Source organism: Streptomyces sp. NPDC052910 (genome assembly GCF_055585605.1).
In genome coordinates, this window is the sequence record NZ_JBVJJR010000001.1 from 1,183,250 (window position 1) to 1,202,753 (window position 19,504).

The 19,504-nt window shown below is 72.5% G+C and carries 20 protein-coding genes; 11 read left to right on the plus strand and 9 right to left on the minus strand.

The features are described 5' to 3' along the window. Nucleotides 1-102 precede the first annotated feature (102 nt). Nucleotides 103-1,386, minus strand: coding sequence for an extracellular solute-binding protein (locus ACZ6X9_RS05065; protein WP_469776488.1), 1,284 nt, complete (start codon nt 1,384-1,386; stop codon nt 103-105). A gap of 253 nt (nt 1,387-1,639) precedes the next feature. Between ACZ6X9_RS05065 and ACZ6X9_RS05070 the strand changes: the two genes are divergently transcribed. The 6 genes from ACZ6X9_RS05070 (at nt 1,640) to ACZ6X9_RS05095 (ending at nt 7,988) form a co-directional block, all read left to right on the plus strand. Continuing rightward, on the plus strand, nt 1,640-2,578 hold the full coding sequence (locus tag ACZ6X9_RS05070; protein WP_469776489.1) for an SIS domain-containing protein: 939 nt from the start codon (nt 1,640-1,642) through the stop codon (nt 2,576-2,578). Nucleotides 2,579-2,895: 317 nt separating this feature from the next. Next, nucleotides 2,896-3,873, plus strand: coding sequence for an ROK family protein (locus ACZ6X9_RS05075; protein ID WP_469776490.1), 978 nt, complete (start codon nt 2,896-2,898; stop codon nt 3,871-3,873). Continuing rightward, the gene (nagA, locus tag ACZ6X9_RS05080) at nt 3,873-5,027 is read left to right on the plus strand and encodes an N-acetylglucosamine-6-phosphate deacetylase (RefSeq protein ID WP_469776491.1); all 1,155 of its coding nucleotides are present in this window, start codon (nt 3,873-3,875) and stop codon (nt 5,025-5,027) included. Before ACZ6X9_RS05075 ends, nagA begins: the two co-directional genes overlap by 1 nt. Before the next feature lie 124 nt (nt 5,028-5,151). Continuing rightward, nucleotides 5,152-6,084 carry a 1-phosphofructokinase family hexose kinase gene (locus ACZ6X9_RS05085; protein WP_469776492.1) on the plus strand — a complete coding sequence of 311 codons (933 nt, stop codon included), beginning with the start codon at nt 5,152-5,154 and terminating at the stop codon, nt 6,082-6,084. Between the two features lie 486 nt (nt 6,085-6,570). After that, a complete protein-coding gene (locus ACZ6X9_RS05090; RefSeq protein WP_469776493.1) occupies nt 6,571-7,443 on the plus strand; it encodes a class II fructose-bisphosphate aldolase in 873 nt (290 codons plus the stop codon). A gap of 146 nt (nt 7,444-7,589) precedes the next feature. Beyond that, on the plus strand, nt 7,590-7,988 hold the full coding sequence (locus tag ACZ6X9_RS05095; RefSeq protein ID WP_469776494.1) for a VOC family protein: 399 nt from the start codon (nt 7,590-7,592) through the stop codon (nt 7,986-7,988). A 359-nt stretch (nt 7,989-8,347) separates the two neighbouring features. Here ACZ6X9_RS05095 and ACZ6X9_RS05100 read toward each other — a convergent pair whose 3' ends face one another. After that, a complete protein-coding gene (locus ACZ6X9_RS05100; protein WP_469776495.1) occupies nt 8,348-8,617 on the minus strand; it encodes a DUF6255 family natural product biosynthesis protein in 270 nt (89 codons plus the stop codon). Then, nucleotides 8,617-8,976: a hypothetical protein gene (locus ACZ6X9_RS05105; RefSeq protein WP_469776496.1), complete on the minus strand. Its 360-nt coding sequence runs from the start codon at nt 8,974-8,976 to the stop codon at nt 8,617-8,619. The genes ACZ6X9_RS05100 and ACZ6X9_RS05105 overlap by 1 nt, the downstream gene beginning before the upstream one ends. Nucleotides 8,977-9,130: 154 nt before the next feature. On the opposite strand from ACZ6X9_RS05105, the gene ACZ6X9_RS05110 reads away from it, so the two are divergent. Continuing rightward, nucleotides 9,131-9,976 carry a helix-turn-helix domain-containing protein gene (locus tag ACZ6X9_RS05110; protein WP_469776662.1) on the plus strand — a complete coding sequence of 282 codons (846 nt, stop codon included), beginning with the start codon at nt 9,131-9,133 and terminating at the stop codon, nt 9,974-9,976. Nucleotides 9,977-10,034: 58 nt separating this feature from the next. Here the strand turns inward: ACZ6X9_RS05110 and ACZ6X9_RS05115 are convergent, their stop codons facing one another. Further along, nucleotides 10,035-10,961 (minus strand): carbohydrate-binding protein, encoded by a 927-nt coding sequence (locus ACZ6X9_RS05115; RefSeq protein WP_469776497.1) that lies wholly within the window; start codon nt 10,959-10,961, stop codon nt 10,035-10,037. 177 nt (nt 10,962-11,138) lie between these two features. Then, the gene (locus ACZ6X9_RS05120; RefSeq protein WP_469776498.1) at nt 11,139-12,995 is read right to left on the minus strand and encodes a GGDEF domain-containing protein; all 1,857 of its coding nucleotides are present in this window, start codon (nt 12,993-12,995) and stop codon (nt 11,139-11,141) included. 388 nt (nt 12,996-13,383) lie between these two features. Here ACZ6X9_RS05120 and ACZ6X9_RS05125 point away from each other — a divergent pair, with 388 nt between their 5' ends. Continuing rightward, nucleotides 13,384-13,935 (plus strand): flavin reductase family protein, encoded by a 552-nt coding sequence (locus ACZ6X9_RS05125; protein WP_469776499.1) that lies wholly within the window; start codon nt 13,384-13,386, stop codon nt 13,933-13,935. A 90-nt stretch (nt 13,936-14,025) separates the two neighbouring features. Here ACZ6X9_RS05125 and ACZ6X9_RS05130 read toward each other — a convergent pair whose 3' ends face one another. Continuing rightward, the gene (locus ACZ6X9_RS05130) at nt 14,026-14,364 is read right to left on the minus strand and encodes a hypothetical protein (RefSeq protein WP_469776500.1); all 339 of its coding nucleotides are present in this window, start codon (nt 14,362-14,364) and stop codon (nt 14,026-14,028) included. A gap of 204 nt (nt 14,365-14,568) precedes the next feature. After that, complete coding sequence (gene arfB, locus ACZ6X9_RS05135) at nt 14,569-14,997, minus strand: alternative ribosome rescue aminoacyl-tRNA hydrolase ArfB (protein WP_185941537.1); 429 nt, start codon at nt 14,995-14,997, stop codon at nt 14,569-14,571. 257 nt (nt 14,998-15,254) lie between these two features. Here arfB and ACZ6X9_RS05140 point away from each other — a divergent pair, with 257 nt between their 5' ends. Continuing rightward, on the plus strand, nt 15,255-15,830 hold the full coding sequence (locus ACZ6X9_RS05140) for a TerD family protein (protein ID WP_469776501.1): 576 nt from the start codon (nt 15,255-15,257) through the stop codon (nt 15,828-15,830). 206 nt (nt 15,831-16,036) lie between these two features. Here ACZ6X9_RS05140 and ACZ6X9_RS05145 read toward each other — a convergent pair whose 3' ends face one another. After that, on the minus strand, nt 16,037-17,200 hold the full coding sequence (locus ACZ6X9_RS05145) for an acyltransferase family protein (RefSeq protein ID WP_469776502.1): 1,164 nt from the start codon (nt 17,198-17,200) through the stop codon (nt 16,037-16,039). A 513-nt stretch (nt 17,201-17,713) separates the two neighbouring features. Here ACZ6X9_RS05145 and ACZ6X9_RS05150 point away from each other — a divergent pair. Together ACZ6X9_RS05150 and ACZ6X9_RS05155 are read left to right on the plus strand one after the other, a co-directional pair. Next, nucleotides 17,714-18,049, plus strand: coding sequence for a hypothetical protein (locus ACZ6X9_RS05150; protein ID WP_469776503.1), 336 nt, complete (start codon nt 17,714-17,716; stop codon nt 18,047-18,049). A gap of 134 nt (nt 18,050-18,183) precedes the next feature. Continuing rightward, nucleotides 18,184-18,372 (plus strand): antitoxin, encoded by a 189-nt coding sequence (locus tag ACZ6X9_RS05155; RefSeq protein WP_469776504.1) that lies wholly within the window; start codon nt 18,184-18,186, stop codon nt 18,370-18,372. A gap of 260 nt (nt 18,373-18,632) precedes the next feature. Here ACZ6X9_RS05155 and ACZ6X9_RS05160 read toward each other — a convergent pair whose 3' ends face one another. Further along, a complete protein-coding gene (locus tag ACZ6X9_RS05160) occupies nt 18,633-19,190 on the minus strand; it encodes a GNAT family N-acetyltransferase (RefSeq protein ID WP_469776505.1) in 558 nt (185 codons plus the stop codon). Nucleotides 19,191-19,504: the final 314 nt, after the last annotated feature.

Here is a 19,504-nt window from a genome sequence, read left to right on the forward strand (position 1 = left end):
CGCGTGAGCCGCGCGGGGCGACGGACACCGGGCGGCGGACGGCGGACGGCACCTCGCACCCGGCACCTCGCACCCGCCGCTCGGCCACCCGCCCGTACGGACCTAGCGCGTCCCGACGTCCGTGGAGTCCGCCTCGCGCTGGATCTCGTCGAGGACGCCGGCCACGTCGGCGCCCTTCTGCACGGTCCCGCCGATCTTCTCCTTGATCGTCTTGCTGACCTTGGCCCAGGAGGTCTTGTCGGCGGGGTAGAACTCGGCCTGCGGCAGCGGGTCCAGGAAGGGCAGCAGCTTCTTCTTCTTGGCCGACTCCTCCTTGCGCATCCGCTCGGAGGCGGACGTGGTGACCGGCAGCAGGTCGTACTTGCCGGTGAAGTCGAGCACGTTCTGGGTTCCGTAGAGGAAGTCGAGGAAGAGGCCGATCTCCTTGCGGGGGCCGGACTTGAAGGCCATGACCCAGTCGGCGACACCCATCGTCGACTTCGCCTTGCCGTCGATGCCGGGCAGCGGGGCCCTGCCGTACTTGATCTGGCCGGCCTCCGCCTGCTGCATCAGGCTGGGGTGGCCGTGGAGCATGCCGACCTCGCCCTTGCAGAAGGCGTCGAACAGGTCCTGCCGGTTGGTGCGGGCGGGGTTGCCGGGACCGGTGAGGTCCTTGCCGACGAGCTCGTCCCGCAGCCACTCGAACGTCCTGATGTTCTGCTGCGAACGGATGGTGTAGCTGCCGTTCTTGTCGGTGTAGCCACCGCCGCCGCCCAGCATCCACAGCATGGTCTCGGCGGGCGCCTCCTCGGGGCCCAGCGGCAGACCGAACGGGATCTTCACGCCGGCGGTCTTGAGCTTTGTCGCGGCGGTCTGGAGCTCGGCCCAGTTCTGCGGGGGCTTGAGGATGCCGGCCTTGCGGAACAGCGTCTCGTTGTAGAAGAGCAGTCGCGTGGAGGAGACGAACGGCAGGCCGTACTGCATCCGGTGCACCTCGCCCGCGCGGGCGATCGAGGCGATGAAGTCGGCCTGGGTGGATATGGAGAGCAACTGGTCGGCGCTGTAGAGCTTGCCGGCCGCGGCGAAGTCGGCGTACGCGCCGATCTGCGCGATGTCCGGGGCGTTGCCCTGGGCGACCATGTCGGCGACCTTCTTGTCGACCTCGGTCCAGCTATAGACCTCGACCTCGACCTTGACGCCCTTGTGGTCACCCATGAAGGTACGGGCGACCGAGTCCCAGTACTTCTTCGAGCTGTTCTCCGGCTTGCCGTCGCCGTACTCGGCGGCGACCAGCCGCAGCGTCTTGCCGCCCCCGGGCCCGTCGGTTCCGCACGCCGAGAGTGCGGGCGCCATCGCCGCCGTCGCGGCACCCGCCGCCGAGAGACCCAAGAACCGCCGCCGCTCCACTTGCTTTCCGCCCTTGTGGTTGTGATCCGTGTGACCGTGCCCATGCCCGTGCGCGCGCCCCCGGCCGTGGTGCGGGGGACCCGCCCGGTGGGGACCGCGGGAGCCGCAGACTCCGCACGTTCTTCCGCGCCACCTTAAAGGCTCTTCGAACACGGGCTCGCTCCGGCCTCGCCCTTCCCCCTCCCCGCGAGGGCCTGCTATCCACGGTGGGGCACGGACGGAACGCTCACGCACACCGCAAGGAGCCCAGGTCATGGCCGTATCGCCCAGCCCGTCACCCACCCCGCCGCCCGCCGCCCCCGGATCCCGCACCGCCACCGAACTCGCCACCCAGCCCGCCTGCTGGCGCCGGGCGGCGGACGCCGCCGCGCGGGCCGACGGACTCCCCCGGGCCGGCGAGCGGGTCGCCGTCACCGGCTGCGGCACCTCCTGGTTCATGGCCCAGTCCTACGCGGCCCTCCGCGAGGCGGCCGGACAGGGCGAGACGGACGCGTTCGCCGCGTCCGAATTCCCGACGGGCCGCCGCTACGACCGGATCGTGGCGATCACCCGCTCCGGCACCACGACGGAGGTCCTGGACCTCCTCCGCACCCTCCGGGGCACCGCCCCCCTGCTGGCGCTCACCGCCGACCCCGCCACGCCCGTGCGGGACGCGGCCGACGCGCTGACCGTACTGGACTGGGCGGACGAGGAGTCCGTCGTCCAGACACGGTTCGCCACGACCGCCCTCGCCCTCCTCCGGGCCGCCCTCCCCGGCGGAACGGACGCCGTCCTGCGAGCCGCCGACGAGGCGACCGCCGCCATCACCGACCCCCTGCCCGCCGCACTGACCTCCGCCTCCCAGTGGACGTTCCTCGGCCGCGGCTGGGCGTACGGCCTGGCCCAGGAAGCGGCCCTGAAGATGCGCGAGGCGGCCGGCGCCTGGACGGAGGCGTACCCGTCCATGGAGTACCGGCACGGACCGGTCGCCATCGCCGGCCCCGGGCGGACGACCTGGGCCTTCGGCCCGGTCCCCGACGACGGCCTGGAGCAGGCGGTGACCACGGCCGGCGGAACGTTCGTCCACACCGACCACGACCCGCTGGCCGCGCTCGTGCGGGCACAGCGGGTGGCGGTGGCCGTGGCGGAGAGGCGGGACCTGAACCCGGACCGGCCGCGGGGGCTGACGCGGAGCGTGGTGCTCGGCGCCTAGGCGGCGGGCGGGTGGGGGTGCTGCCCCGGTCCCTCCCCTTCGCCGTTTCCTGGGGCTGCGCCCCAGACCCCCTTTCGCGGCTCCGCCGCTCGTCCTCAAACGCCGGACGGGCTTGATTTCGCGCCCGGGCGCGCACTCCAGCCCGTCCGGCGTTTGAGGACAACCGCGCGGAGCGCGGTTTCGGGGGAGCGGGGGCTTGCCCCCGCAGGAAACGGTGAAAGGGCGGGACCGGGGCACAGCCCGCCGCAGGCGCAACCCAAAGCACCGCCCAGGCCAGTGGACTAGACCTTTCCACCCCCACGCGCGAAACTGTCCCGGTGAAACATGTCATCGCCCTCGACGTGGGCGGCACCGGGATAAAAGCCGCCCTCATGGGCGCGGACAACAAGCTCGTACACGAGAAGCTGCGCCCCACCGGCCGCGACCGGGGCCCGGAAGCCGTGGTCGACACCATCCTCGGCCTCGCCGCGGAACTCCGCGAGCAGGGTGAGAAGGAGTTCGGCGAGCCCCCGGCGGCGGCCGGCATAGCCGTACCGGGGGTCGTCGACACGAAGACGGGCACCGCCGTCTACGCCGCGAACCTGGGCTGGCGCGACCTGCCTCTCCGCGACCTGCTGAGTCACCGCCTCGGCGGCATCCCCGTGGCTCTCGGCCACGATGTCCGTACGGGCGGCCTGGCCGAGGGCCGCCTGGGTGCCGGCCGCGGAGCGGACCGTTTCCTGTTCGTGGCCCTGGGCACCGGCATCGCGGGTGCGATCGGCATCGAGGGCCGCGTCGAGGAGGGCGCGAACGGTTCGGCCGGCGAGATCGGCCACATCGCCGTACGCCGCGGCCCGGACGCCCCGGCCTGCGGCTGTGGCGGCCGCGGCTGCCTGGAGACGCTCGCGTCGGCGGCGGCCGTGGGCCGCGCGTGGGCCGCGGCGAGCGGTGACCCGGCCGCGGACGCCGCGGACTGCGCCCGGGCCGTCGAGGCCGGCGACCCGCGCGCCCGCCGGGTGTGGCGGGAGGCGGTGGACGCGCTCGCGGACGGCCTCGTCGTCGGGCTGACGCTGCTCGATCCCCGTACGCTGATCGTCGGCGGGGGGCTGGCCGAATCGGGCGAAACGCTGTTCGGCCCGCTGCGCGCCGCCGTCGCGGAGCGCCTCACGTTCCAGAAACTCCCCCTCATCGTCCCGGCGGCCCTCGGGGCCACCGCCGGCTGTCTGGGCGCGGGCCTGCTCGCCCGGGACCTGCCGGCCGCCCGGGCATCCACGCCAGCCACAGCACCCACGGAATCCACGGAGGTATCCGCCTGATGGTCGAACGAACGGTTCTCGACGGCGCCCGTGTCGTGCTGCCGACCGGGGTGGTGGAACACGGCCGCGTCACCGTGGAGGGCACCCGCCTTGTCGCGGACGCCCCGGAGGAGCCCCCGACCTGGGACCTCACCGGCCACTGGATCGTCCCCGGCTTCGTGGACCTGCACGTCCACGGCGGTGGCGGCGCCTCCTTCTCCTCCGGCGACCCGGAGGAGGCCCTGACGGCGGTCCGCGCGCACCGCGCGCACGGCACGACGACGATGGTCGCCTCCACCGTCACCGGCGACCTCGACGACCTGGCCCGGCAGGCGGCCGTCCTCGCGGAGCTCACCCAGCAGGGCGACCTGGCCGGCGTCCACTTCGAGGGCCCGTTCATCTCCCCGCACCGCTGCGGCGCCCACCAGCCGGAACTGCTGCGCGACCCGGACCCGGCCGACGTCCGCAAACTCGTCGACGCGGCGCACGGCACCGCCCGGATGATGACGCTCGCCCCCGAGCTGCCCGGCGGTCTGGACTCCGTCCGGATGCTCGCCGACCTCGGTGTCATCGCGGCCGTCGGCCACACCGACTCCACCTACGAGGCGACGCGCGACGCCATCGACGCGGGCGCCACCGTCGCCACCCACCTCTTCAACGCCATGCCCGCACTCCAGCACCGGGCGCCCGGTCCGATCGCGGCGCTGCTGGAGGACGAGCGGATCACCGTCGAGCTGATCAACGACGGGACGCACCTCCACCCGTCCGTCCTGGAGCTGGCGTTCGCCCGCGCGGGTGCCGGCCGGGTCGCGTTCATCACCGACGCGATGGGCGCGGCGGGCATGAGCGACGGCATGTACGCGCTGGGCCCGATGCGGGTGGAGGTGAAGGACGCGGTCGCGCGCATCGCGGACGGCCCCACGGCCGGCTCGATCGCCGGCTCGACCCTCACCCTGGACACGGCGTTCCGCCGCGCGGTGACCGTCGACCGGCTGCCGGTCGAGGACGCGGTCGCCGCCCTCTCCGCCAACCCGGCCCGGCTGCTCGGCGTCGCCGACCGCGTCGGTTCGCTGGAACCGGGCAAGGACGCCGACCTGGTCGTCCTCGACGACGCGTTCGGGCTCGTCGGCGTGATGCGCAAGGGTGAGTGGCTGGTCCGCCCCGAAGTGCGGTGATTCCTCCTCACCTTGGGGAACGGCGGCGGGTCCGGGGACTGGGCCTGCCGCCGCTGTTTTGGCATGATCGCTCCCGCAATCGTGTCCCCCCGGGTCCCCGCGGACCGGTCCGAGAGAGGCGCCGATGATCCTCACGGTCACGCTCAACGCCGCGCTCGACCTCACCTATCGGGTCCCCCGGCTCCGCCCCCACACCGCGCACCGCGTCGCCGAGGCGGTCGAACGGCCGGGCGGCAAGGGCCTGAACGTCTCCCGGGTGCTGGCCCGGCTCGGCCACGCCACCACCGTCACCGGCTTCGCGGGCGGCCCGACGGGCGAAACCCTGCGCACGCTGCTCGCGGCAGCCGCCGCGGACACCCCGGGCCGCCTGACCGACGCGCTCGTCCCCTGCGCCGGCTCCACCCGCCGCACGGTCGGCGTCGTCGACGCGAGCACCGGCGACACCACCCAGCTCAACGAGGCGGGCCCGTCGATCACCGCCGCCGAGTGGGCGTCCTTCACCAGCCGTTACGCGCAACTCCTCGACGAAGCCCGGGCGGTGGCCCTGTGCGGCAGCCTGCCGCCTGGCGTCCCGGTCGGCGCCTACGCCCAGCTCATCCGCCAGGCCCGGGCCCGGAACCTCCCCGTCCTCCTCGACACCTCCGGGGAACCCCTGCGCCGCGGTGTCGCCGCCCGCCCCGACGTCGTCAAGCCGAACGCCGCCGAACTCGCCGCCCTCACCGGCTCCACCGACCCCGTCCGCGCCGCCCTCGACGCCCGCCGACGCGGTGCCCACGCCGTCGCCGCCTCCCTGGGCACCGACGGCATGCTCGCCGTCACCCCCGACGGCACCTGGCGCGCCACCCCACCCGCCCGCCTCAAGGGCAACCCGACGGGCGCGGGGGACTCCGCCGTCGCCGGCCTGCTCTCCGCCTGGCTGGAGGACCTCCCCTGGCCGGAACGGCTGAAGCGCGCGGTCGCCGTCTCGGCGGCGACGGTCCGGGCGCCGGTGGCGGGCGAGTTCGACGCGGAGGCGTACGAGGCGGCGTTGCCGTTGGTGAAGGTGGTGACGGTGTGAGGATCCCGCGGGACGGGCGAGGCGGCACGGGACAGTGGGGATCGGGCTGGGTGCCCGGGCACCCGGACGCGCCCGCTCCCCCGGGCGGACCGGACGCCACGATCCAACCGGACGCCACGATCCGACCGGACGGCTCGCTCCAGCCGGACGCCCCGGTGGATCCATGCCCGGCAGACGGCCGGCCGCCAGGCCCCACGGGCCCTCGCGGACCACGCGCCCGCACTCAGGGGACGGCGATCCCCCGCCGACTCCTGCTGCCCGTCCGCCCGGGTCCCCCAACCGCCGTACGGGCACCGGCGGATGCCCGCCGGTCCGTCGGCCACGCACCGGCGACCGAGAGGGGACGAAGCCCGGCGGGTCCGCGACCGCCACCGGACGAACGCCCCGCCCCCGCGCACACAACGCCGACAGCGACCCACGCACCAACCGACAGGACGACGGGACGCCACAGCGGCCCGCGCCCGCTCGCGCACGGGAGTTGAGCCGATGCCCCTGGCCCGTACCGCCGACCTCCTCACCGCCGGCACCGCCGGCACCGCCGGCACCGCCGGCACCGCCGTCGCCGCGTTCAACGTCATCACCGTCGAGCACGCGGAGGCCATCGCCGCCGGCGCGGAAGCGGCGGGCCGCCCGGCCGTCCTGCAAATCTCCGAGAACGCCGTGAAGTTCCACGGCGGAGCCCTCGCCCCGATCGCCTCCGCCGCCGCAGCCGTAGCCCGCGCCTCCACCGCCCCCCTGGCCCTCCACCTCGACCACGTCGAGTCCGTGGACCTCCTGCACGCCGCGAGCGCGCACGACTTCTCGTCGGTGATGTACGACGCGTCGGCGCTCCCCTACGCGGAGAACGTCAAAGCGACGGCGGAAGCAGCCCGTTGGGCCCACGCACGCGGCCTCTGGCTGGAGGCCGAACTGGGCCGCGTCGGCGGCAAACCGGGCGACGCCCACACGCCGGGAGTCCGCACGGACCCGGCGGAGGCGGCGGCCTTCGTCGCGGACACGGGCGTGGACGCCCTCGCCGTCGCGGTCGGCAGCTCCCACGCGATGACGACCCGCACGGCGGCCCTCGACCACCCCCTGATCGCCGCCCTGCGCGAGGCCGTCCCCGTCCCCCTCGTCCTCCACGGCTCCTCGGGCGTCCCGGACGACGAACTCCGCCGCGCCGTGCGGGCGGGCATCAGGAAGGTGAACGTCGGCACGGCCCTCAACACGGCCTTCACCGGCGCCGTCCTCGCCTTCCTGGAGGCCCACCCGTCCACAGTCGACCCCCGCCGCTACCTCACCCCGGCGCGCGAGGCGATGGCTGCGACGGTGGAGCGGTTCCTGACCGCGATCAGCGAGGGGACGACGCCCGGCCCGTGATCCGTCACGGCCGGCCCGGCTCCCGCGACCACCCTCGGCCTGGCAGCGAGACCGCCTGCCGCCGTGTAGGACATTTGGTGACCTACAGGGACATTACTCTCACTCCAAGCCGTGCGACCGCACGGTTTTCCCAAAGGAGGAGCGTCATGGCCGACAACGTCACCGGTACCGGCCTGTCCGGCAAGGTCATCTCGTACGCCGTCTGGGCGCCGGACGGGCGGCAGTCGGCCGAGTTCTACGCGGCCGCCCTGGGCACCACGGTCGGGGACGCCTACCCGGACGAGAACGGCGACGAGACCGCGTTCCCCGTGCTCATCGGCGGGGTGATGCACGTCTTCTACACCGCGAAGTCGTTCACGGCCCCCGACTGGCCGGCTCAGGAACTCCCCTTCCACCTGGACCTCGCCTTCCCCGACGTCGCCGAGGCGGAGCGCCGGCTCCTGGAACTGGGGGCCACCAAGCCCGCCCACCAGCCGGGCGGGGAGCACTGGACCGTGCTGCTCGACCCATCGGGCCAGCCTTTCTGCATCAGCCAGGCCGGCTGACCCCAGGACCGTCGCCGAAGCCGCGGGCCTGTTGTCACCTGGCACCAGCACGCGCTGAGCGACGCGCCAAAGCCCCTGTTCCCGGACCGTCCCACCCACCCTGTCGGAAGGGTCCTGCGGCGCGACCGGTCGGCCTGGGGCGCCAGGGAGGGGCGGGGGCCGGACCGGACAGCCGGGCGGCGCGTCAGCGCCGGACGGCAGCAGGCCCCAGGGCGGCAGCCAACCCGCCGCCGAGGGGCGCTTCACACGAGCGAGGAGCGTAGACGCTCCAGAGAGCCACCCCGGGGTACGGCGGATCGTGCACTCACGCCGTGCGCTCCCGCCCGCCCTTCTGCCGCTTCGATGCCGCAGCGCAGCGGTCAGACCGCCAGCCGCCAGGCGGCGGCGCCGGTCCCCCACCGGCTGACGCGGTGCAGCCCGAACGCGATGAGGGCGGCGGCCGAGCGGTCCGCGCGGGCCGGGTCGCGGCGCGGCGGGGCCGTTGCCGCCGCCGGGCGCTCCGGCATCAGCAGGGCGGCGTAGTCGGTGAAGCGGCGCGCCCCGCAGTCGCGGCACCGTTCCTCACCGCCGCCCCGCTCCCAGCCGGAACGGTGCGCACAGTGCCGCATCAAGCGTCCGACGGCTCGCATCAGTTGCCCCTCCTCATCGCGGACGCGGAGTGCGCCACGATCCAGTGCGTGTACGCGGCGGCGGTGGCGTTCCGCGACCGCAGGATGTTGCCGCTGTCGGCGGCGGTCTTCCTGGCCGCTTCGAGCGCGGCGCACTCGTCGCAGCCGGTCTGATACGGCCGCAGCCCGGCCGCTTGCCGCTCCTCGCGGGTGGCGAGGCGGAGGGCGTCGGGCGGGACGCTCCAGGGGGCGCCGCCGTCCGGGCTGCGTACGTGGACGAGGCCGTCGGCGGCCTCCGCCACCTGCGCCAAGCGGCCGTCGCTGACATCCACGACATAGCTGCCTGCTCGGTACGTCACCGCGGCTCGAAATCCGTCCATGCGGCCAGTCTGGAGCCTTCCTGGATTAGGCCGAAATTTTCGGCGCCCAATGCGCCCGAAGGAGTTAACTGACGTACGCATGCTGACGCTTGTCGTAGAGTCGGCGTCCGAGGATGAGGTAGGTGATCATTTGTCGGACGCTGTGCCCACCCTGATGCGCCGACGCCTCGGGGCGGAGCTTCGGACCCTGCGCATCCGGGCAGGCATGAGCCTGGCTGTGGCCGCCGGGCTGCTCGGCACCTCCTCACCGAGCCTGAGCAAAGCTGAATACGGCAAGCAGCGCATCGATCTGGACAAGTGCCTCAGCGTGTACGGCGTCACGGACGACGTGCGGATCGCGGAGATCCGAAAGCTGGCGAAGCTTGCGGAGACAGGGCGCCGTAGGGGCTTGTTCACCAAATACGGTGATGTCATCCGTGACTCGCTCGCCGACCTCATCGAGCTCGAAGAGCTGGCGAGCCAGGCCGATACCTACGCGGCACTGGCCGTCCCGGACCTGCTGCAGACCATGGATTACGCGTGCGCGGTCATCGAAGGCAGCCGCACATGGGACACCGCCCGCCAGGCGAGAACCTTCGCCGAGCTACGGGTGAAGCGCCAGCAGGCCTTGGAGAACCGCAGCACCAACGACGTCCCCATGCCACCGCTCATGATGCGCTGCGTCCTCGACGAGGCGTGCCTGCGGCGCCGGGTGGGAGCGCCCGGCGTGCTCGAAGGGCAGCTCAAGCGCCTGCTGGACGCCTCGCACATGCCGAATGTGGAGGTACGCGTCATGCCGTTCGCCGCCGGTGCGCACACCGGCGTCAACGGGGCATACACCGTCTTCCACTTCGACGAAGAGGAGCCGCTCGTGGCGATCGAGCCGCTCACCACGTCCGTCTACCTGGAGGAGGTCTCCGACACCCTCCGCTACGACGCGGCGTTCGGCCACCTCCGCGATCAGGCCCTCGACATAGCCGGCTCTCGCGACTTCATCAACCGCCTGCTCAAGGAAGCGTGACTCAGGCCGGGGAGCACCCCGACGATCCGACCGAGGTGAAGACATCTGGGACGAGCGGCTACGACTTGTACTTGTACCAACCCCGAAGAATCTTCACCCGGGCCACATTGATGTCGCACTGGGACTCGCACGACAGCTTGATGTCGTTCTTGCCGCCCTTGAGCTGGACGTAGTTGTACGTGAACGACCAGCCGGTGCCGGCCCACTTCTTCCAGTCGACGGTCGTGCTCAACTTCTCACCGTTGACCCAGAGTGAGCCGCTGGCCGCCCCGTTCTGGGCACCGTAGTCCACCCACACCGTGTACTGACCGGCGTCATTGACGGGCACGTCCTTCCACTCGATGGAAGAACCCTGCTTCAGGGTGACGTAGACGCCACCCTCCGTCGGCGCTCCCTTCACGTCCTTCGCCGTGGTCGCCCCACCGCCGAGCTGCAGCGTCGCAGCATCCCGATTGAGGTCCTTGACGGGCTTCCCGGACGGCTTCTTCTCGTCGTCCTTCCCGTTCTTCTTCTCCGGCTTCTCGGACGGCTTGTCCGACGGCGTCTGCTGCGCCGTCGTGTTCTTGCTGTCGTCGCCGTCGTCCTGGTTGGCGTAGACCGCCGCGCCGATGCCGCCGGCGACCACGACCACCACGGCTATCGCGGCTATGAGCAGGCCGCGCCGCTTCGGGCGCTGGGGGCCGTGGGCGCCCGGCGGCGGGCCCGGCTGGCGGGGGGCGCCGCCCGGGAGGGTCTCGGGGGCGGCGTAGTGCGGGGTCGGCTGCTGGGGGGCCGGCATGCCCGCCCCGTACGTTCCGCCGCCCTGCTGGGGCGTGTACTGGCGTGAGCCGACCGGCCGGACCTGGTTGTACGACGTACGGGGGACGCCGGGTTGTGGTGCGGACGCAGCCGCGTCGGTGCCCTGGTCCCCGCCCTCCGAGCGGTACAGGTAACCGAACGGATCCTCGTCCTCCGGCTTGCCGTTGCCGTTGTTACCGGCCGTCATCCCCTGTCACTCCCCACGTGAATGTGCCGTCCGGCACCCACGTTCGTGTACCGGTTCCGCGGCTGTCGAGGCCGGTTCGGCCACCACGGTCCGGCGGCGGTGCCGCATCGGCGCAGCCTACCCCGTGCGGCAAGTGGCACGCCCTGACACGGGGGGCGTACGGGGGCCACCGGCCGGTCACCCGGCCCGGCGGCCGGTCCGGGCGCGGGACCGCTTCTCGACGTACATGCGCTGGTCGGCGGAGCGCAGCACCTCGTCGGCGGACATCCCGCAGCCCGCCCAGCCGATGCCGAAACTGGCCCCGACCCGGACCGCGCGGCCGTCGACCCGGATGGGCGGGATGATCGCGTTGCGCAGCCGGACCGCGAGGTCCTCCGCGTCGGCGCGGCCGAGGCCGTCGGCGAGGACGACGAACTCGTCGCCGCCCATCCGGGCCACGGTGTCGCCGTCGCGGACGCCGCTGCTGAGCCGCCGGGCGACCTCGATGAGGACCGCGTCGCCGGTGTGGTGCCCGAAGCGGTCGTTGATGGACTTGAAGCCGTCCAGGTCGCAGAAGAGGACGGCGAGGCCCTTGTCGCCGTCGGCGCTGTCCTCGTCGAGCGGGACGGTGTGCACGTGGTGGTCGCGGTGGTCGTAGCCGGCGGCGCCGGGTGCCGGGTAGTCGGCGGTCGCGTAGTCACCCGTGCCGTAGTCGGCTGCCGCGTAGTCGCCGGGGCGGTAGCCGCCGGGCGGGCGGTCGTCGCCGAGCGGATCCGGGGCGCGGTCGTGCCCGTAGGCGCCGTCCCCGCCCGGGAAGCCGCCGGGTCCGCCGCCCGGGAAGCCGCCCGGTATGCCGAGGGGCTCGCCGAACGGGCCGCCGAAGGGGTCTCCGAACCCGGCGACCTCGTCGAAGCCGTCGAGCCGCCCGAACGGGCCGTGACCGGCCCCGGCGTGCGTCTCGCTGCCGGGCGGGCGGCCGCAGAGCCGGCTGCTGAGCCGGGCGCGGAGCTCGGCGCTGTTGGGGAGGCCGGTGAGGGAGTCGTGGCTGGCGCGGTGCGCGAGCTGGAGCTCGTGCCGCTTGCGGTCCTCGATGTCCTCGACGTGGGTCAGGAGCAGGCGCGGCCCGTCGGCGGCGTCGGCGACCACGGAGTTGCGCAGCGAGACCCAGACGTACGTGTCGTCCCGGCGGCGCAGCCGCAGCTCGGCGCGGCCGCCCTCGGCGGAGGTGCGCAGCAGGGTGCCGATGTCCTCGGGGTGGACGAGGTCGGAGAACGAGTAGCGGCGCATCTGGGAGGCCGGGCGGCCGAGCAGCCGGCAGAGCGCGTCGTTGGCGCGGTGCAGCCGCCCGTGCTGGTCGCCGCCGAGTTCGGCGATGGCCATGCCGCTGGGCGCGTACTCGAACGCCTGCCGGAAGCTTTCCTCGCTGGCGCGCAGGGCCTGCTGGTCGCGTTCCAGGCGGACGAGGGTGCGCTGCATGTCGGCCCGGAGCCGGGCGTTGTTGATCGCGACCGCCGACTGGAAGGCGTACATCTGGAGCGCTTCCCGGCCCCAGGCGCCGGGGCGGCGGCCGTTGCGCGGCCGGTCGACGGAGATCACGCCGATCAGGTCGCCGCTGCCCGAACCGGTCGAGTACATGGGCGCGAGGAGCCGGTCCATGGGGTGCCACTCGTCGGGGAAACGCGGCGCGGGGCCGGTGGTGCGCCACTGCGGGACGTCGTCGTCGTCGAGGACCCAGCCCTCGGTGTACGGGATGAAGCGCAGCTCGCCCCAGCGCTCGCCCATGCTGAGCCGGCGCTCCCACGAGACCCGCGACCCGACCCGGCCGGACAGGAAGGCCTCGGCGCTCGCGCTCCCGGCGACGGCGGCGACCACGAGGTCACCGTCCGGACGGACCAGGTTGACCGCCGCGAGCTCGTAGCCGAGCCCGTTCACCACGCCCTCCGCGACGGTCTGCAAGGTGTCCGCGAGGCTGCGGGCGGTATTCAGATCCGCCACCGCCTGGTGAACCTGCCGCAGGGTCGTCAGACGTACATATGGCTCCGACTCGGTTTCCATAGCTCGCTCTCCCCCGAGACCTCGACAGCGACTCTCCAGATTTTCTTGTCGTCCGATTACACGGCCACTGAATCACAGGGAGCTGACAACTCGGTACACAGGGTCAACAAATAGGGCCTTCTGTGACTCATGTCACAGCGCGTGACGGAGCCCCTTACGGAGCGTTCGCAAACATCCCATGTTTGCACCTCGCAAATAAGGCAGAGCCTGCCGTGTTTCTGAGGAGATCCGCGAGGTCAGAGGAGGTGCGTGGGGACGGCGGAGGGACCAGGCGGAGGCGGGGCCTCCGCCGGATCGGACCGTGCGAGGGCCTAGTCCCGAGTACCAGGACCGTCCTGGTACCGCAGCCCGATGCGGCGGCTCGTCACGGGCGGCTAGCGTGCGTCGTGTGTTGCAGACGACTTCGCCCGCCGAGGCCCGCATACCGCATGCTGACGGTGTGACCGCCGAGGAATTCCGCGCCGCCCTCGCCCGCCTGGCGGCGGGCGTGGTCCTGGTGACCGCGCACGACCCCGACGACGGCCCGCGGGGCGAGGACGTCGGCATGACGGCGACGGCGTTTCTCTCCGTGTCCCTGGACCCACCCCTCGTGATGGTGAGCGTTCGCAACGACTCCCGGATGGAGGAGCTGCTCGCCCGGCAGCCCCTCTGGGCGGTCTCCCTGCTGGCCGAGAGCCAGCGGCAGGTCGCCGGCCGGTTCGCGATGAAGGGACGGGTCAGCGACCGGCTGCTGTTCGCGGACCTCCCCTGCGATCGCGGCGAATTCTCCGGCTCGCCCCTCGTCCGGGGCGCGCTGGCGGTCCTGGAGTGCCGGACGGAGCAGCGCGTGGTGGCGGGGGACCACACGCTCTTCATCGGCCGCGTCCTGAAGGCCGCCGCCTCCACGACGGAGAGCGGCCCGCTGACGTACTTCCGGGGCCGGTACCGGCACCTGTCGTGAACGGAGCGGCGGCGGGCGCGGGCTGGGCGCCCGGCTCATGGGCCGGGCTCTCGGAGGCCCGGGCCGGACGCTGAGCGCCGGTGCCCCGCGCTACGTCAGGTCGCCGAACACGTTTGGATTCAACAGGTTCTGCCCGACACCGCCCTGTACGAGACCGCCCGGCAGATCGGCGCCCCCGCACTGGTTCGTGGGACCGGCGAGGGGAACGCCGAGCAGGTTGCCGGCCGTGGACCCCTGGCTCGCGGCGGCGACACCACGGGCGGACGTGCCATCGCCCCGGGCGGCACAGCCGTTCCCCATGGCCGGCGACAGCAGGCCCCCGACGCCCCCGGCCCGGGCCGGTGCGGCGACCACCGCCTGCGCGGCTCCCAGCACGGCGAGACACACCACCACACGAACGGGACGAACGGAACACATGAGGATGCTCATGCCCTGAACCAACTGGGCATCGGCCTCCCGGACACGGCCGGTACACGACCGTCCCCCGCCCGGCCCGAGAGGGAGGGGCCGGAGGCCCGGGGCCCGCACGCGGTACCCACGGCAATCCCGCGGACACCCAGCGGTCCCGGGGTACCCCCGGCCATCCCGCGATGCGCCCGGCGACCGGGGCACGCCCGCCGATGCCGCGGGCCCTCAGCCCCAGTCCCGCGCGGAGCGCCCCCGCTTCGTCTCGGCGCGCTGCTTCTTCTCCCGCAGCCGCCGCTCGTTGATGCCGCGCGGTATTCGCGTCGGTTTGCGCGGCTTCGGCGGCGGCGCGGTGGCCTCGGCCAGCAGCGCGGCCAGCCGGACGGCCGCCGCCTCCCGGTTGCGCCACTGCGAACGGTGCTCCGACGCCCGTACGGTCACGACGCCGCCCACCAGCCGCCCCGCGAGCCGCTCCAGGGCGCGCTCCTTCCACACGGCGGGCAGGGCGTCGGTGGCGGCGAGGTCGAAGCGCAGCTCCACCTGGCTGTCGCTGGTGTTGACGTGCTGCCCGCCCGGCCCGGACGAGCGCGAGAAGCGCCAGACGAGCTCCGCCTCGGGCAGGCTGACGGCACCGCGGATGACGTAGGGACCGGACATGCCTCCATGGTCTCCCGCCCGCTCCGCCCGCGTCACCTCGTTTTGCCCCACTCCGCGCCCGGAACCGGACGGTTGCCGGACGGCGAACCGGCGGCGAACCGGCGGCGGCAGGACGGCTTCGGCCCGAGCAGCCATCAGAAAGCAGTAAAGAAAGTAAAGGAGGATGGAACCCCACCCCCTGTCATCGGCGTTATCCCGGGTGACGGGACCGTGTGGCAGCACGCGGTCCGCGAGTCGATGAGAAAGGGATCACCCCCATGCCTGTAAGCCTGTCCAAGGGCGGCAACGTCTCCCTCACCAAGGAGGCCCCGGGCCTGACGGCCGTCACCGTCGGCCTCGGCTGGGACGTCCGCACCACCACGGGCACGGACTTCGACCTGGACGCGAGTGCGATTGCGGTGAACCCCAGCGGCAAGGTCTACTCGGACGCCCACTTCGTCTTCTTCAACAACAAGCAGACGCCGGACCAGTCCATCGTGCACACCGGTGACAACACCACCGGTGTCGGCGAGGGCGACGACGAGCAGATCAACGTCAACCTGGCGGCTCTCCCGGCCGACGTCGACAAGATCGTCTTCCCGGTCTCCATCTACGACGCCACCACGCGCTCGCAGAACTTCGGCCAGGTCCGCAACGCCTACATCCGCATCATCAACCAGGCCGGCGGCGCCGAGATCGCCCGCTACGACCTGAGCGAGGACGCGGCCACCGAGACCGCCATGGTCTTCGGCGAGCTCTACCGCAACGGCGCCGAGTGGAAGTTCCGCGCCGTCGGCCAGGGCTACGCGTCGGGCCTCGCCGGCATCGCCCAGGACTTCGGCGTCAACGTCTGAGCCCGACCGGCCGCCTGCCCCACGCATCGCGCCACCGCCCGGCACCGGGCCGGCACGAAGACCCCCCGACCCGCCGTCGGGGGGTCTTCGCCGTCCCCGAGCGGCTGACGCGGCCGCTCCCCCTCACCCGCCGGCCGGAGCCACGAGACCCCCGGGCCATACGCCCGGGGGTCTCGCATTGCTCCCTTCCGGAGCGGGGCGAAGTGTCAACGGTCCTTCGGTACACGGGGGTCGTCGGAGCGGAGGGGGTCCAGAGAGGTGACGGACAGGCTGTAGAAGCGCATCTCGGCGAGGGCGGCTCGGCCCAGGCGGCGCATCCACCGGCCCACGGGTTCCTCCACATAGCGGTGCACGAGCCAGGACGCCACCAGCAACACCATGAGCAACAGGGTCAGCAGGACATAGGGCTGGACTCGGTCCTCCAGGCGGCGGATGGTGATCCATCCGATGTCCTCGTGCAGGAGGTACAGGGGGTAGGTCAGAGTTCCGGCGGCGGGCAGCCACTTCCAGGTGAGGCGGTCGGTCAGCCCGGCCGCGACCAGCGACATCAGAACGAAGACGCAGCCGAGGGCCACCACGGCGGGCCACAGCGGCGCCTTGACCCCCGAGTAGTACTGGGACGACCGGTGGGACACGGCCAGGAAGTGCTGGCTCAGCAGGAAACAGCCCGCCACGATCCCCCACAGGATGATGTTGGGCTTGAACCGGTGGATCAGATAGAGAGCGATGCCGGCGATGAAGTACCAGCAGTATTCCGGCATCACCACCACTCGCAGCAAGCGACTGTCGGTCTGGGCGGCGAGCAGTCCGGCGACGCCCCAGCAGAAGCAGAAGACCAAGATCCGCCGATAGGTGAGCCCCTTCCGGGCGACCAGCGCGAAGAGGATGTAGAAGCGCACCTCCGCCCACAGGGACCAGTACACGCTGTCCACGCGGTCCACGCCCAGAGGGTCCTGGAACATGGTCAGGTTGACGGCGACCCCGCTGAGCGTGGGGACGTCCCGGCTGCCCGGGAACAGCCAGAGCATCAGCGCGGCGGCCAGCACCGCGAACCAGTAGGCGGGATACAGGCGGGACGCACGGGAGACCGCGAAGTCCCCCACGGTCTTGCCCCAGCAGCTCATCGAGATGACGAAACCGCTGATGATGAAGAACAGCGGCACGCCGATCCAGCCGTAATAGGCCGCGATGTGCGCGCCGGGAAAGAGCGTGTCGACCGGCCGGGTCCAGCCGGGTCCGTTGTAGGCCACCAGGTGGAAGGCGACCACCATCAAGGATGCGACGAGCCGCAGGCCGTCGAGGGCGTAAAGCCGTGAAGCGGGACTCCGCAGGGTCCCGGCATGACGATCGAGCTCGATACTTTCGGTCACACCCGCATACCCCCCTTCATTCCTTCGTCGGTTTCGGCGTGAAGACGTGTTTCATTACCAGGTACGCACCTTGCTTCCGGGAGCTCTGCGGGCGGGGGAGCGATCCCGCCGTCCTGAACCGTCAGGTGATCCCCCCTCACCGTCCGTCGGAGAGCCGAACACGGTCACGGCCGGTGGTGGAAGTGTGAACACACAGGGCACACGTAAAACACCAGCCATGCAGGGGCGGGGCTTCCTGACGCCCGTCCCGTGCAACGTCGCTGGACAGCGCCACATGGCACCCCGGCCGACGCTGCACCCGCAGGCCGCTATGGGGAGATTTGCCCGTCCCGGATTTGGCTTGTTCCGCACGTTCCCGGGAACTCGACGGAGAACAGGCGTGGTTCGCCGGACCATGGGACGGTGATCCGCGTGAAGCACCGGAAGCCTCCGGGTTCCGGGTACTCCTCATACGGATGAAGCGTCGCCCCTCGCGGGGACGGAAGCCGTGGCCGGACGCCATCATCGGACCCGATGGCCGACAGCGAGGAACCCCGAGAGCCCGAGGACGCCGACGGCGACGACGATGGTGACGGCAGTTACGGCGATGACGGAAATGGCGGCAATGACGACGATCACCGGCCGCAGGCCCTCTGCCACTGGTGTCAGGGCTCCGGCTTCGTCCCCCGCGTGCTCGCTTACAACCCCGGCCCCGACCCGTTCCGGGGCCCGGCCGACACCGTCCACCGCACGGGCCAGTGCAAGCACTGCCGCGGTACGGGGTCGTACGACTCGGCACTCGATCCCACCATCGGACCCGATGACCGGGCGGGCAACGCGTCGTGGGGCGGGCCCTGGGGCGCCCCCTGACCGTCGGCCCGCCACCCACCGGCCCCTCAGCCGTCGACAGCGGCCCCACCCGTCTTCACCCGCCACAGCCGGAGTGCGAACCGGAACGAATACCGCGATGCTGGATAGGTCAGGCATGCGTTAGGAGGACACCCATGTCCATGCTCGACAAGCTCAAGGGTCTGCTCAAGGGCCACGAGGACACCGCCCGGCAGGGCGTCGAGAAGGCCGGCGACGCCTTCGACGCCAAGACCGGGAACAAGTACCAGAGCCAGGTCGACGCCGCACAGCGGAAGATCGACGAGCAGTTGGGCAACCGGCCGCCCACGGACGGGCAGCCGTAGGAAGCGCGCCCCGGGGCCGGCGGGCCCTTGACGGATCCCTCTGACGCGGCGGCCCCCGCCGCGTCACCCCCACGCGCCGGACGGGCCGGTCGAGCCCGTCCGGCGCCGCGCGTGCGCCGCCGTCTCCTCAGCGCACCGCCTCCTCTAGCCCGCCACCCCTCAACGTGCCGCTCCCCCGGCGCACCGCCACCCTCCGGCGCACCGCACCCCCCGGCATCAGCCCTCGGCAGCCGGCCCGGTATCACCCCTCCGTACCCGCGTCACCACAGCCGGTCGATGTCACCGGAGTAGAGCCCCACGCGGCACCCCCGGAACGCCTCCGCCGCCCGTCGCGCCCGGGTGGAGAAGAATCCGGCCATGGTGACTTTGTCGAGTCCCGGGCCGTCGCTCGGGAACGGATCGCCCGGCGTCCCGCCGACGAGGACGGTCCCCTCCAGCGCCTCCCAGCCCGCGCTCTCGTAGAACGGCCGCAGCGGCCGGTCACAGGTGAACAGGCCGAGGTCGGCCCCGTCCGCGGCGATCCACTCCCGCGCGGCGGACACCAGCCGCCGCCCGTGGCCGCGGCCCCGCCGGGCCCGGTCGGTGACCACCGCGCTCAGCCCGGCGGCCCGGTAACGCGCGCCCGCGTGGTCGATCTCCTTGGACAGGACGTCCAGCGCCGCCGCCACCTCACCGTCCGGTGAGACGAGCAGCATCGCGACCGGGCGCAGCGCGGGGTCGGGTGGTCCGCCGCCGGCCCACACCTGGGCGCGCAGCGCGTCCGCCCGGGCGGCCAGCTCCGTTGGAACGCACCCCTCCGCGTAGGTCCTGACCTGCACTCCGCCTCCTCCGGTTCGGCGTCCCCACGGCGTCCCCATGGCGCGTCCCGCCGCGCGTACACGGCGCCCCCGCGAGGCCGTGCGGGCACGCCCCGGCGCGCGAGCGCCGGGGAGGGACGAATCCTTCCGAACTCCCCTTCCCCGCGCGGTCTTCGCGACACATCCCAGGTGTCACAGGCGCCACTACAGCCCCAAATCTGCCTTTCCTAAACCTGAATTCTCAACTCCGACCAGAACTGACCCCTTTTGGATAACAGCAGATCACATCCTTGTTGCGCCCCTGTCAAAAGCGGTCAGTTGCTGGCACGCTCTCC